Annotated in this window: 9 protein-coding genes; 7 read left to right on the plus strand and 2 right to left on the minus strand. The window is 71.7% G+C overall.

From position 1 onward, the window contains the following. Positions 1-19: 19 nt before the first annotated feature. The 4 genes from IEY89_RS32115 to IEY89_RS41065 all read left to right on the plus strand — a co-directional run bounded on the left by IEY89_RS32115 (position 20) and on the right by IEY89_RS41065 (position 4,551). Complete coding sequence (locus IEY89_RS32115; protein WP_189151041.1) at positions 20-637, plus strand: hypothetical protein; 618 nt, start codon at positions 20-22, stop codon at positions 635-637. Between the two features lie 213 nt (positions 638-850). Beyond that, positions 851-1,036, plus strand: coding sequence for a hypothetical protein (locus IEY89_RS32120; protein ID WP_189151042.1), 186 nt, complete (start codon positions 851-853; stop codon positions 1,034-1,036). Between the two features lie 182 nt (positions 1,037-1,218). Beyond that, positions 1,219-4,245, plus strand: a complete 3,027-nt coding sequence (locus tag IEY89_RS32125; protein WP_189151043.1) for a helix-turn-helix transcriptional regulator — start codon at positions 1,219-1,221, stop codon at positions 4,243-4,245. 168 nt (positions 4,246-4,413) lie between these two features. Continuing rightward, the gene (locus tag IEY89_RS41065) at positions 4,414-4,551 is read left to right on the plus strand and encodes a hypothetical protein (RefSeq protein ID WP_229695524.1); all 138 of its coding nucleotides are present in this window, start codon (positions 4,414-4,416) and stop codon (positions 4,549-4,551) included. A gap of 15 nt (positions 4,552-4,566) precedes the next feature. On the opposite strand, the gene IEY89_RS32135 is transcribed toward IEY89_RS41065, so the two are convergent. After that, positions 4,567-5,745 carry a PQQ-dependent sugar dehydrogenase gene (locus IEY89_RS32135; protein ID WP_189151044.1) on the minus strand — a complete coding sequence of 393 codons (1,179 nt, stop codon included), beginning with the start codon at positions 5,743-5,745 and terminating at the stop codon, positions 4,567-4,569. Between the two features lie 84 nt (positions 5,746-5,829). After that, the gene (locus tag IEY89_RS32140) at positions 5,830-6,828 is read right to left on the minus strand and encodes an aldo/keto reductase (RefSeq protein WP_189151045.1); all 999 of its coding nucleotides are present in this window, start codon (positions 6,826-6,828) and stop codon (positions 5,830-5,832) included. A gap of 75 nt (positions 6,829-6,903) precedes the next feature. Here IEY89_RS32140 and IEY89_RS32145 point away from each other — a divergent pair, with 75 nt between their 5' ends. The 3 genes from IEY89_RS32145 to IEY89_RS32155 all read left to right on the plus strand — a co-directional run bounded on the left by IEY89_RS32145 (position 6,904) and on the right by IEY89_RS32155 (position 13,406). Further along, positions 6,904-7,854, plus strand: a complete 951-nt coding sequence (locus tag IEY89_RS32145; protein WP_189151046.1) for a 2-hydroxyacid dehydrogenase — start codon at positions 6,904-6,906, stop codon at positions 7,852-7,854. A 402-nt stretch (positions 7,855-8,256) separates the two neighbouring features. Then, positions 8,257-11,304 (plus strand): putative bifunctional diguanylate cyclase/phosphodiesterase, encoded by a 3,048-nt coding sequence (locus tag IEY89_RS32150; RefSeq protein ID WP_189151047.1) that lies wholly within the window; start codon positions 8,257-8,259, stop codon positions 11,302-11,304. 254 nt (positions 11,305-11,558) lie between these two features. Further along, positions 11,559-13,406: an acetolactate synthase large subunit gene (locus IEY89_RS32155; RefSeq protein ID WP_189151048.1), complete on the plus strand. Its 1,848-nt coding sequence runs from the start codon at positions 11,559-11,561 to the stop codon at positions 13,404-13,406. The last annotated feature ends 15 nt before the right edge of the window (positions 13,407-13,421 follow it).

Consider the following 13,421-nt stretch of genomic DNA (forward strand, 5'->3'; position numbering starts at 1 on the left):
CGTCCGTACGGTGCGAGGCATGGGAACCAAGACAGCAGACGAGACCGGCGCCGAGACCGGTACCGAGGCGAAGAGCGACGATGTGAACAGCGGTAAGGAGACGGTGGACATCACCAAGGACGAGCAGCCGGCGAAGAGCGCGGCCGAGACCGAGGTCGAGGTCCTGGGCGACGCGGACGAGTACGAGGGCGAGGACCTGACGGACCTCGACGAGACGGAGCTCGCGGCCGGGAAGGACGGTCCCTCCGGTGTGGGCCAGGGCGCTGCCGCCGTCGTGTCCGCCGTGCTCGGTTTCGTCTCCCTCACCGGCAGCTGGCTGGGCACGGTGGCCGCCGCGCGCGAGACCCTCGTCGGCCAGCTGGGGACCGCGTCGTCCGCGAGCGTCGCCACCCAGATCAAGGAGGTCTACGGCGACGCCTGGCAGACCACCGCGCTGTGGGGCGGCATCTTCGCGCTGCTCGCCCTGCTCGTCGGTGTCGCAGCCCTCGCCCGGCCCGCGTTCGGCGCCCCGGCGAAGCCGCAGGCCGTCTGGATCAAGTCGGTCTCCTGGGCGGGTGTCGCCCTCGGCGTCCTCGGGCTGCTCCTCGCGGTCCTGAAGTACACCGACGTGCTGCTGGGCCTGCCGTCGGCGCCCTGACACGGGAGCGGAATCACCGCAGGTCATGAGGGGCCTTAGGCCGGTCGTAAGTACCTTACGGCTCGTCCGGGGCCCCTCACCCGTTTCTAAGGCCCCCACCCCTTCGGAAGATGCGGAACTCTCCCGATGTGGCGGACCCCCCTGGGAGACGAAGGTTGAGACATCGCAGAAAGCGAAGAACAACCGGACTCGCCAGAACCCGAGGGGCATCACATGTTCGAGTACGAACTCCAGCAGATCCGTTCCGCCGAGCGGCGCCGCGAGGCCGCGGACGAGCGCCTGGCCCGGGAAACGGTCCGCAGCGCCCGCGCCGCCCGCCGCGAGGCAGCCGGCCGGGCCGCCGAGGGCGAGGTGCATACCGACCACCAGCGCAGGCACTGGTTCACCCGGGCCGCGTGAACAGCCGGGGAAGGGCGGGCGGCCCTCCCACGGCGTCGTTCCTCCCCGCGCGTGCCGCGGCCGTCCGCCCCACGACCCACCACGGGCCGGTCACCGTCTCGGTGACCGGCCCGTCCGGCACTTCGCCCGTCCCCCTGTCCCTCGGCTCGATATCCGGTCCCGCTGTGTCAGAGCCCTGTGCGATGCTCTGGCCCGTGGAGACCAGGTCCGTCTGTCCGGTGTTCGTCGGTCGCGCCGATGAGTTGGGGGTGTTGCACGCCGCGCTCGCCCGCGCCGCCGCCGGCGAGCCGCAGGCGTTGCTGCTCGGCGGGGAGGCGGGGGTCGGCAAGACGCGCCTGGTCGAGGAGTTCGCCGAAGCGGCCTGTGCCCGGGGCGCTGTCGTCGCGCTCGGCGGCTGCGTCGAGATCGGCGCCGACGGGCTGCCGTTCGCGCCCTTCTCCACCGCCCTGCGCGCCCTGCGCCGCGCGCTGCCCGACGAGTTGGCCGCCGCCGCTGCCGGGCAGGAGGAGGAACTGGCCCGGCTGCTGCCCGAGTTGGGCGAGACCGGCGCAGGGCGGCACGACGAGGAGGGCATGGCACGCCTCTTCGAGCTCACCGCGCGCCTCCTGGAACGTGTCGCCGCGGACCGTACGGTCGTCGTCGCCCTCGAAGACCTCCACTGGGCCGACGCCTCCACCCGCCACCTCCTCTCCTACCTCTTCCGCACCCTGCGCACCGGCCGCCTCGTCGTCCTCGCCACCTACCGCGCCGACGACATCCACCGCCGCCACCCACTGCGCCCCCTGCTCGCCGAACTGGACCGGCTGCGCACGGTCCGCCGGATCGAGCTGAGCCGCTTCAACCGCGCCGAGGTCGGCCGCCAGATCGCCGGCATCCTCGCAGCCGAACCCGCACCGGCCCAGGTCGACGAGATCTTCGAGCGCTCCGACGGCAACGCCTTCTTCGTCGAGGAACTCGCCGTCGCCGCCCACGAGGGCTGCCGCACCCGGCTCACGGACACCCTCCGGGACCTTCTCCTGGTCCGCGTCGAAAGCCTGCCCGAGACTGCCCAGCGGGTCGCCCGGACCGTCGCCGAGGGCGGCTCCACCGTCGAGTACCGGCTGCTCGCCGCCGTCGCCGGGCTCGCCGAGGACGACCTCATCGAGGCGCTGCGCGCAGCTGTCGGCGCCAACCTCCTGCTCGTCACCCCGGCCGGTGACGGCTACCGCTTCCGTCACTCCCTGGTCCGCGAGGCCGTCGCCGACGACCTGCTCCCCGGCGAACGCTCCCGCCTCAACCGCCGCTACGCCGAGGCACTGGAAGCCGACCCGACGCTCGTCCCCGCCGACGAACGTGCCATGCGCCTGGCCAGCTACTGGTACCACGCCCACGACCCGGCCAAGGCCCTGCCCGCCGTCCTGGACGCCTCGGTCACCGCCCGCCGCCGGTACGCCTACTCCGAGCAACTACGGCTGCTGGAACGGGCGATGGAGCTGTGGGACGCCGCCTCCGAAGCCGTACGGGCCACGCTCAGGCCCGTCGACCACACCGAGGTCTACCCTCCCTGCGGCTGTGACCCGGCCACCACCGCCCTGCGCTACCTCGACCTCATGGCCGAGGCCGCCGTCGCGGGCCGGCTGAGCGGAGAACGCGAACGCGCCCTGAAGATCATCAAGCGTGCGCTGCACCTCCTTGAGGACGACGGCGACCCCCTGCGCGCCGCCTGGTTCTGGTGCCAGCGCTCCCGCCTCGTCCAGGCCCAGTCCCGCGGCGACGGCTGGAAGGAACTCGGCACCGCCCAGGAACTCGTACGCGGCCTGCCGCCCTCGGCGGTGCACGCCGAGGTCCTGGCCCACGTCGCCGCCTGGTCGATGCTGCACTCGCCGGGCCCCGACGCCCTCGCCGCCGCCGAACAGGCGGTCGAGTACGCCCGCATGGTGGGCGCCGCCGAGACCGAGCTGCACGCCCGCCTCACCCACGGCACCCTCCTGGTCGACGCAGGGGCCACGGAGGCCGGGTTCGCGGAGATGCGCGCGGTCAAGGAAAGGTCGGTCGCGGCGAACAGTCTCTTCGTCGCCGGACGCGCCTACGTCAACCTAGCCAACGGGCTCGAAGCGGTCGGCCGCTCCCGGGACTCCGTCGGCATCCTGGAGGAGGGCCTCGTCTACACCCGGAAGTTCGGGCTGCTGGACTCCGAGGCCTGGGTGTGGGACAACCTCTCCGAATCGCTGTACTCGCTCGGCCGCTGGGACGAGGCCGCCGACGCCGCGGCCAACGCACTACGGCGCGGCCACAGCGCCAAACCGCAGGCCGCCGGCGCCGTCTGCCTGTCCCAGCTCGCCCTGGGCCGGGGCGACCTGCCCGAGGCGGCGCGCCGACTGGCCATCGCCCACGAGCACTTCGGCACCCACGACCCCATGCCCCAGCACGACCTGATGCTCGCCCTGGTCACCATCGGTGTCGCCGCCGCCGAGGGCCGTCTCCTCGACGCCCGCACCGCGCTGGGCCACGTCCTCGACACCGGCTTCCCGCCCGGTACCCACCGCTACGGCTGGCCGCTGCTCCTTGCCGCCGCCTCCGCGGAGGCGGACGCCCGCGCTCTGCCCACCGTCGACGCGGGCCGCCCCGCGACCCTCGAACGCATCTTCGGCACCGCGCGGAAGCTCACCACGGACGCCCCCGTCTGGCTCGCCCACGAACAGTGGGTGCGCGCCGAACTCCAACGCGCCGACGGCATCGACACCCCCGACACCTGGTCACGGCTCGTCACCGCCTTCGAGACCCTGGACCGCCCCTACGACCTCGCCCGGGTCCGCCACCGCCTCGCCGAGGCACTGCTGACGGACGGCGCCGACCCCGGCGACCGTGACCGGGCGGCCGAACTCCTCCGCCTGTCCGCCACCGTCGCCGACCACCTGGGCGCCCGCCCCCTCGCCGACGCCGTCACCCTCCTCGCCCAGCGCGCCCGCCTCAGCCCCACCTCGCCCCGTCCCACGGCGGACCCGGCGGACCCGGCGGAGTCCCTGGGCCTGACCAGCCGCGAACGGGACGTCCTGCGCCTGGTCTCCGCCGGCCGCACCAACCGCCAGATCGCCGAGGAACTCTTCATCTCCCCCAAGACGGCCAGCGTCCACGTCTCCAACATCCTGGCCAAACTGGGCGTCTCGGGCCGGGGAGAGGCGGCGGCGATGGCCCACCGGCTGGGGCTGTTCCCGGCTGGTGCACGCTGACCGCTTCGACGCGGGATACCGACGGCAGGACAAACGTCGCGGAGGAGCTGTGGTGTACCAGATCGAATTCACCGAGCGTGCCGCGCACAGCGCGACACGCTGCCCGAAGACCGGCGCAAGCTCCTGGAGCGCGGTCTGCTGAAGCTGGCCGAGGATCCCTTCACACCCGTGTCGCAGGCCGTCAGCGGCGAGGACATCCGTGTGGTGTCCGTCGCCCCGGGGCTGATCGTCGACTACATGGTCCACCGGGCGTTCCTGATCCTGGTCTCGGTGGCGATCCTCGACCAGTCGTTGATAGACGAATAGGCCCCTACCGGACCGCTACGTCACCTGAAGCTCCAGGATCCGGTCGTCCCCGCCCTCCGGGGACCCTCTCCCGTCCGTCTCGCTCGTCACCAGCCACAGCTTGTCGCCGCCCGCCGACACGACCGTACGGAGCCTGCCGTACTCGCCCTCCAGGAACGCCTGCGGGTCGGCCGCGGCCTCCGTGCCCTTCAGCGGGACGCGCCACAGGCGCTGGCCCCTGAGCCCGGCCATCCATATCGAGCCCTCGGCATGGGCGATGCCGCTGGGGGACGCCTCGTCCGTGCCCCACTGGGCGACCGGGTTGTGGAACGCGGCGTCGTCGCTGTCGCCCTCCGCCTCGGGCCAGCCGTAGTTGTCGCCCGGCTCGATCCGGTTCAGCTCGTCCCAGGTGTCCTGGCCGAACTCGGCGGCGAACAGACGCTGCTTCGTGTCCCAGGCGAGACCTTGCACATTGCGGTGACCGTAGGAGTACACCGCGGAGTCGGGGAAGGGGTTGCCCGGCGCCGGTTCGCCCTCCGGGGTCATGCGCAGGATCTTGCCGCCCAGCGACGACCTGTCCTGCGACAGACCCGTCTCACCGCTCTCGCCCGTGCCCGCGTACAGCATCTTGTCGGGGCCGAAGGCGATCCGGCCCCCGTTGTGGACATAGCCCTTGGGGATGCCCCTGAAGACCGTGTCCGGGGCGCCCAGCTGCTCGCCCGCCGGCTTCTCCTCCTCGTAGAGCATCCGGGCGATGCGGTTGTCCGACTCCGTCGTGAAGTACGCGTAGACCATGTGGTCCGACGCGAAGGAAGGAGACAGGGCGAGGCCCATCAGGCCGCCCTCACCGGCCGGGGAGACGCCCGGTACCTCGCCCAGGACCGTCTTCCCGCCCGTCTCCGTGTCGACCCGCGTGATCGTGCCGTCGTCACGGGAGGAGACCAGCAGATCGCCGTCCGGCAGCGGGGCCAGGCCCCAGGGGGACTTCAGGCCCTCGGCGACCGTCCGCACCACCTTCACCGAGCCCTTGGCCGGCGGGGCCTCCTCGGTCGCCTGGGACGGGGGCGACGACTGCGGGCTCGTACGTCGGGGCGAGGCGGTGTCGGTGCCGCCCGAGCCGCCGACTCCTTGTCCCTCGCCGGAGGAGCAGCCGGCCGTGAGCAGGAGCGTGGCCGCGGCCAGTACGGCCGTCACAGCTCTACGTTGCACGATCATGGGTCCCTTCGACGCGACGGGTTCTCCTTGTCATACACCGCTCGCGCCTCACGAGTTCCCGATCTCCGCAGTCTGATTCCGGCCTCAGTCCCACGACCCCTGCGCCCTGGGGAGTCCCGCCACCTCGGCAAGGTCCGCCGCCGACAGCCGCAACTGGGCCGCCCCCGCGTTCTGGGCCACCCACCGTTCCTGTTTCGCCCCGGGTACGGGCACCACGTGCCGCCCCTGCGCGAGTACCCACGCCAGCGCCACCTGGGCCGGGGTGACGTCCGGACCGAGCCGTGCCGCCACGCGGCGCAGTCCCGCCACGATCGGCTGGTTCGCGGCCATCATGTCGGCCGTGAAGCGGGGGTGGCGGGCCCGGATGTCCTCCGGCTCGAAGCCCCCGCCCGGAGTCAGCGTCCCGGTCAGGAAGCCGTTGCCCAGGGGCATCGCCGCCAGGAAGCCGATCCCGCGCGCCGCGCACCACGGCAGCAGCGTCTCCAGGGCCTCCCGCGACCACACCGACAGCTCGGCCTGCACCGCGCTGACCGGAAACACCTGCTGCACCCGCTCCAGCTGGCGGATCGTCGTGTCGTACAGCCGTGCTTCCGACCGGCGCCCCGTCCGCGCGCCCATCGCGGACAGCCCCAACGCCCTGACCTTTCCCGCCTGTACGAGTTCGGCCAGCGCGCCCCAGGTCTCCTCGAGGGGTACCTCCGGGTCCGCGCGGTGCAGATGGTAGAGGTCGATGACATCCGTCTGCAGGCGGCGCAGCGAGGCGTCGCACGCCCGTTTCACGTATCCCGGGCGGCCGTTGGCCACGATGTGCTGATCGCCCACCAGCAGACCGACCTTCGTCGACACGAAGGCGTCCCGGCGCCTTTCCCTCAACACCCGTCCCACCAGCAGTTCGTTGGTGAACGGGCCGTACATGTCGGCCGTGTCCAGAAGCGTCGAGCCCTCGTCCAGGGCCCGGTGCACGGCCCGCACCGACTCCTCGCCACGCCGCCGGGAGGCGCTGTACGCCCAGCTCATCGGCATGCACCCGAGGCCTATGGCCCCCACTTCGAGCGCCGCCGCGCCGATCGTCCTGCGCTCCACCTGGTCGCGAACCTCTCTCTCCTTGCCCCCAAACCTAACCTCTGTACGCACAGGGGTTCGCCTACGCTCGTGACCATGACTGCTGACGTGTGGCTCCCCATCCCGCCGGAAGAGATCGAGGGCCTGCCCGAAGGGCCCGGCTACCTCTTCTGGAACGGGGATCACGACTACCCGGGGGACCCGGCCGACTGCGTGTTCTACGTCGTGCCGTACATGAAGCCCGTAGAGCTCTGTGTACGCCCTCTGCCGGAGATGACCCGCGTCCAGGTGCTGCAGACGCTGTCCGCGGGTGTCGACAACGTGCAGCCCGGGCTCGGGCATCTGCGCCCGGGCGTACAGCTGTGCAACGCGCGCGGTGTGCACGAGGCGAGCACCGGTGAGCTGACCCTCGCCCTGATCCTGGCCTCGCTGCGCGGCATCCCCGACTTCGTGCGGGCGCAGGACAGGGGGGAGTGGCGGGGCGGCTTCCGGCCGGCTCTCGCCGACAAGTCCGCCCTCATCGTCGGCTACGGGGCCATCGGCGCCGCCATCGAGGACCGGCTCGCGCCCTTCGAGCTCGCGCGGGTGGCGCGCGTCGCGCGCTCTGAGCGCACCACGGCGCGCGGACCGGTGCATCCGCTCACCGAACTGCCCGCCCTGCTGCCCGAAGCCGACATCGTGATCCTCGCCACTCCCCTCACCGATCAGACAAGAGGGCTGGTGAACGCCGATTTCCTGGCGCGGATGAAGGACGGCGCACTGCTCGTGAACGTGGCCCGCGGGCCCGTCGTCGACACCAAGGCGCTGCTCGCCGAGCTGGAGTCCGGCCGCCTCACGGCAGCCCTCGACGTCACCGATCCGGAGCCGCTGCCTCCGGGGCACCCCTTGTGGCAGGCGCCCGGCGTGCTCATCAGCCCGCACGTCGGCGGCCCGACCACCGCGTTCCGGCCGCGCGCCGAGAGGCTGCTGGTGGACCAGTTGAGTCGTTTCATGAACCAGAAGCCGCTGCGGAACGTGATCCTTACGACGGGGGCGGTCGACGCGTAGTCCGTTTCGGGCACCCTCCGCATTCCCCCGTATGCGGGGTGTGTCGCTGCCACCGCCGGCCGTCACGGAGAGTAGAGGAACTATGTCCCTGAGTGACGAGACTGGTGTATCGTCCCGACAGGGGCTGCGCCGCGAACCTTTCGGCGCCGGGGATGGACATTGCAGACTGTGAGGGGGGCGACGGGCGATGCACGGCCTATGGACGAACGATCCGACGCGGCGGGACCGCCGACGGCGACCCTGGCGCACGGCCACGCGCAGACGCGGCCACAGCAGCCATCATCAGCACCGCCGGCACAGCGCTCGCCGGAGGCACACGCACACCGCGCCCCCGGCACCCGCCGCGCACCCGCGCCAGCGGGACGCGCGGGACATGGTCGCGGTGCGGGCCCGGAGCGTCCGGTGAGTTCCCCCGGAGCGCTGCTGGCCCGCCGGCCGGCCCTCGGCGGCGGGACGAACCTGGTCGCGCAGCTCGTACTGGCCCTGGTGTGCGCGGGATACGCCGTCGGTGCCGCGCTCGGCTGGGGCTCCCCCCGACTCGCCCTGATCATGGGCGATTTCGGGCTGAGCGTCGCGGCGGGAGCCGCGGCCGTGTCCTGTTTCCTCTACGCCCGCCGCCGGATCCGCTTTCGGCCCGCCTGGCTGCTGTTCGCGCTGTCGTCGGCCATGGCCTGTCTGGGCAACTTCGTCTGGGGCTGGTACGAGGTGGTGCTCGGCCAGGACGTACCCAGCCCCAGCTACGCCGACCTGTTCTTCCTGTGCTTCGCCCCGCCCGCCATCGTGGGACTCCTGGTCCTCGCCAAGCGGCCGGTGACGAGGGCCGGCTGGGTCTGCATGGTCCTCGACGCCTGGCTGATCGGCGGCTCGCTGCTCACCCTGTCCTGGAGCCTCGCCCTGGCGCAGGCGGCGAAGGCCGACGGGCCGAGCGTCGCGCACACCGCGTTGTCGCTGGCCTATCCGCTGCTCGACATCGCCCTCGTCAGCATGGTGCTCGCGCTGCACTTCCGGCGCTCCACCGTGAACCGCTCCGCCGCGAACACCGCGATCGGCGCGCTCGCCCTGACCGTGGGCTGCGACGCCCTGTTCACCTCGCCCCTGATGCACAACAACTACCACTCGGGTCAGCTCCTCGACGCGGGCTGGTTCGCGGGCTCGCTGCTGCTGGCGTACGCACCCTGGGTGGGCTCCGGGCACAGCGGCCCGGGCGAGTCCGACGGGCAGACGCGTGTGGTGCACGAACACCGCCCCGGGCGGCAGCATCCCGTCAGGCCCGGGGGGCACCGGCCGGTGCCCAGGCAGGGCCGGGCGCCCGCCCCCGGACAGGGGCATCCGCCCGCACCCGGAGGCGAACACGGCCGGTATCCGGCCACCCGGCCCATCACCGGCTCCCTGGCCGCGCTCACGCCGTATCTGGCCGCCGCCGTGTGCACCCTGGGCGTCCTCTACAACGTGCTCAACGGCCGCAGCCCCGACCGCGTCGTGCTCATCACCGCGGGCGGCGTCGTCCTCGCGCTGGTCGTGCGTCAGGGCATCATGCTCCTCGACAACATCACCCTCACCCAGGAACTGGCCCAGAAGGAGAACCACTTCCGCTCCCTGGTGCAGGGCTCCAGCGACGTCATCATGATCGCCGCTCCGAACGGAATGCTGCGCTACGTCAGCCCGGCCGCCGCCGGGGTCTACGGGCGGCCAGCGGAGGACCTCGTAGGCACCGAACTGGCCCACCTCATCCACCCGGAGGACCTGGGCTGCGTGGTGCACGAAGTGCGCCGCTTCCTCGCCGCCAGCCCCGACGAGGAACCCACCACCCGCATCGAGTGCCGCTTCAAGGCCGGCTCTGGGGGCACCTCCCGCTCCGGGGGCACCTCCCGGCCGGAGGCTGGGGGAGAAGCCGAGAGCGGGGGAGGCTGGCTGAACGTCGAGTCGACCGTCAACCGGCACCACGGCGGCCTCATCTTCAACAGCCGGGACGTCACCGAACGGGTGCGGCTCCAGGCCCAGCTGCAGCACAACGCCGAACACGACCCGCTCACCGACCTGCCCAACCGCGCCCTGTTCACCCAGCGCGTGCAGCAGGCCCTGTCCGGCCGCCGCTCCACCGACCGCGGGACGGCCGTCCTCTTCATCGACCTCGACGGCTTCAAGGCCGTCAACGACACGATCGGACACCAGGCCGGGGACGAACTGCTCGTCCAGGCCGCCCGCAGGCTCCAGGACTCGGTCCGCTACGGGGACACCGCCTCCCGCCTCGGCGGTGACGAGTTCGCCGCCCTGATCGTCGGCGACGGCACCAAGGACCGTGCCGCGCGTGAACGCCACATAGGGGAACTGGCCGACAGGCTGCGGCTCACCCTCTCGCAGCCCTACGACATCGACGGCAACGATGTGCGGGTCAACGCCTCCATCGGCGTCGCCTTCGCCGAGCCCGGCCTCGGCGCGGGCGAGCTGCTGCGCAACGCCGACCTGGCGATGTACCGCGCCAAGGCCTCCGGCAAGGGCCGCGTCGAGCTCTACGCCCCCCAGATGCAGCAGGACGTCGTACGGAAGGCGGAGCTGGCCACGCGTCTGCGTGCCGCCCTGCACGACGGCGAGTTCGCGCTGCTGCACCAGCCCGTGGTGGAGCTGGAAACCGGCCGGATCACCTCGGTCTCCGCCCAGGCGCGCTGGCGCTCCTCCCAGGGAGTGCTCTTCACGCCCGCCGAGTTCCTGCGCGTCACCGAGGACAGTGGCAGGACCGCCGAGCTGGACCGCTGGATGCTGGAGGAGGCCGTCGAACAGGCCGCCGAACGCGCCGCGACCGGGCTCGCCGTACCCGTCGCCGTCCGGATGAGCGCCCGGCGGCTGCTCGACCGCTCCCTGCCCCTCGGCTCGGTCGAGAGCCTGCTGACCCGCCACGGGCTCCCCACCGGCGCCCTGGAGATCGAACTGGCGGACACCGACCCCCGGGTCTCCCTGGACGAGCTGGAGCGCCGCCTGAACGCCTTCAGGTGCCTGGGCGTACGGATCGCGCTGGACGGCTTCGGCAGCGGCTACGCGCCGATCACGGCACTGCGCCGGCTCCCCGTCGACGTACTGAAACTCGACCGTGGTCTGGTCGAGGGCGTCGTCGAGAACCCGCGGCTGCACAAGATCACCAGTGGGCTGCTCAGAATCGCCACCGACCTCGGGCTCCCGTCCGTGGCCGACGGTGTGGACCTGCCGGAGCAGGTGGTCGCCCTGCGCGCGATGGGCTGCACGCACGGGCAGGGCATGGCCTTCTCCGGGCCGCTGGACGAGTACCGGCTGCGCCGGGCCCTGTCCACCGGCCGCTATCCGGTGCCGAACGGGCCGGCCGAACCCGCGTTCGCGGGCGGCGGTTCCGGGGTGTACACAAGTACAGGTGTGCCCGCTGTTTTCGGAGGCGGAACCGCCCTCCGCTCACATAATGAGACTCCCGTCCCACCCACTTGACAGTCGGTGCGTGCCGGGGGGAGGGTCGACCCCATGCGCACCCGAATTCTCGTACTTGGAAAGCGCGTCGGCTGACGCTGGTGAAGTTTCGGACGGACCCGGAACTCCCAGCGACCGCACCCGGCGCGCTCCCCTCGCTTGCCTCACGGCACGAGGGGTTTTTTGTTGCACCGGCACCGGCCGAACAGCGACGCAACCGCAACGCACACCGCACAAACCTCGCAAAAACCCTCAGCATCGAGAAGAGAATGCCGATGACCGAGCAGGCCACCGGGGCCCATCACCCGCAGCCGCGGCCCCGTTCCGGAGGACAGCAGTCCGCCCCCGAGCATGTGACGGGTGCGAAGTCCCTCATCCGCTCGCTTGAGGAGGTCGGGGCCGAGACGGTATTCGGCATTCCGGGGGGCACGATCCTGCCGGCGTACGACCCGATGATGGACTCCACGCGGGTGCGCCACGTGCTGGTCCGCCACGAGCAGGGCGCCGGCCACGCGGCGACCGGCTACGCGCAGGCCACCGGCAAGGTCGGCGTCTGCATGGCGACCAGCGGCCCCGGTGCCACCAACCTGGTCACCCCGATCGCCGACGCGCACATGGACTCGGTGCCGCTCGTGGCGATCACCGGGCAGGTCGTGTCCAAGGCGATCGGTACGGACGCCTTCCAGGAGGCGGACATCGTCGGCATCACCATGCCGATCACCAAGCACAGCTTCCTGGTCACCAAGGCGGAGGACATCCCCCGGGCGATCGCGGAGGCCTTCCACATCGCCTCCACCGGCCGCCCCGGCCCGGTCCTGGTCGACATCCCCAAGGACATCCTCCAGGCCCAGACCGTCTTCCAGTGGCCGCCGGTCACCGACCTGCCCGGCTACCGCCCGGTGACCAAGCCGCACGCCAAGCAGATCCGCGAGGCCGCGAAGCTGATCACCGCCGCCAAGCGGCCGGTCCTCTACGTCGGCGGCGGCGTCCTCAAGGCCAGGGCCACCGCCGAGCTGAAGGTCCTCGCGGAGCTCACCGGAGCGCCCGTCACCACCACCCTGATGGCGCTCGGCGCATTCCCCGACAGCCACCCGCTGCACGTGGGAATGCCGGGCATGCACGGTGCGGTCACCGCCGTCACCGCGCTGCAGAAGGCCGACCTGATCGTCGCCCTCGGAGCCCGCTTCGACGACCGCGTCACCGGCAAGCTGTCCAGCTTCGCCCCGCACGCCAAGATCGTCCACGCCGACATCGACCCGGCGGAGATCGGCAAGAACCGAGCCGCCGACGTCCCGATCGTCGGGGACGCCCGCGAGGTCATCGCGGACCTGGTGCAGGCGGTGCAGAAGGAGCACAGCGACGGGCACACCGGCGACTACACCGCCTGGTGGAAGGACCTCAACCGCTGGCGCGAGACCTACCCCCTGGGTTACGAACAGCCGGACAACGGCTCGCTCTCGCCCCAGCAGGTCATCGAGCGCATCGGACAGCTCGCCCCCGAGGGCACGATCTTCACGGCGGGAGTCGGCCAGCACCAGATGTGGGCCGCGCACTACATCCAGTACGAGAAGCCCGCGACCTGGCTGAACTCCGGCGGCGCCGGAACGATGGGGTACGCGGTCCCGGCCGCGATGGGAGCCAAGGCCGGCGCCCCCGAGCGTACGGTCTGGGCCATCGACGGTGACGGCTGCTTCCAGATGACCAACCAGGAACTCACCACCTGCGCGCTCAACAACATCCCGATCAAGGTCGCCATCATCAACAACGGCGCCCTCGGGATGGTCCGCCAGTGGCAGACCCTGTTCTACAACCAGCGCTACTCCAACACCGTGCTGCACTCCGGGCCCGACGACGTCAATCCGGCGGCCAGGGGCACGCGCGTCCCCGACTTCGTGAAGCTGTCCGAGGCGATGGGCTGCTACGCGATCCGCTGCGAGTCCCCGGACGACCTGGACAAGGTCATCGAGGAGGCGAACTCGGTCAACGACCGCCCCGTCGTGATCGACTTCATCGTCCACGAGGACGCCATGGTGTGGCCGATGGTCGCCGCCGGTACCTCCAACGACGAGATCATGGCAGCCCGGGACGTCCGCCCCGACTTCGGCGACAACGAAGACGACTGAGCGAGAGAGACTCCA

Origin of the sequence: Streptomyces lacrimifluminis, assembly GCF_014646095.1 — a bacterium.
GTDB lineage: Bacteria > Actinomycetota > Actinomycetes > Streptomycetales > Streptomycetaceae > Streptomyces > Streptomyces lacrimifluminis.

Excerpts from the sequence above, each read along its gene's own strand:
- IEY89_RS32115 (WP_189151041.1), top strand. The coding sequence starts at position 20 with ATGGGAACCAAGACAGCAGACGAGACCGGCGCCGAGACCGGTACCGAG.
- IEY89_RS32120 (WP_189151042.1), top strand. The coding sequence starts at position 851 with ATGTTCGAGTACGAACTCCAGCAGATCCGTTCCGCCGAGCGGCGCCGC.
- IEY89_RS32125 (WP_189151043.1), top strand. The coding sequence starts at position 1,219 with ATGCTCTGGCCCGTGGAGACCAGGTCCGTCTGTCCGGTGTTCGTCGGT.
- IEY89_RS32135 (WP_189151044.1), bottom strand. The coding sequence starts at position 5,745 with ATGATCGTGCAACGTAGAGCTGTGACGGCCGTACTGGCCGCGGCCACG.
- IEY89_RS32145 (WP_189151046.1), top strand. The coding sequence starts at position 6,904 with ATGACTGCTGACGTGTGGCTCCCCATCCCGCCGGAAGAGATCGAGGGC.
- IEY89_RS32155 (WP_189151048.1), top strand. The coding sequence starts at position 11,559 with ATGACCGAGCAGGCCACCGGGGCCCATCACCCGCAGCCGCGGCCCCGT.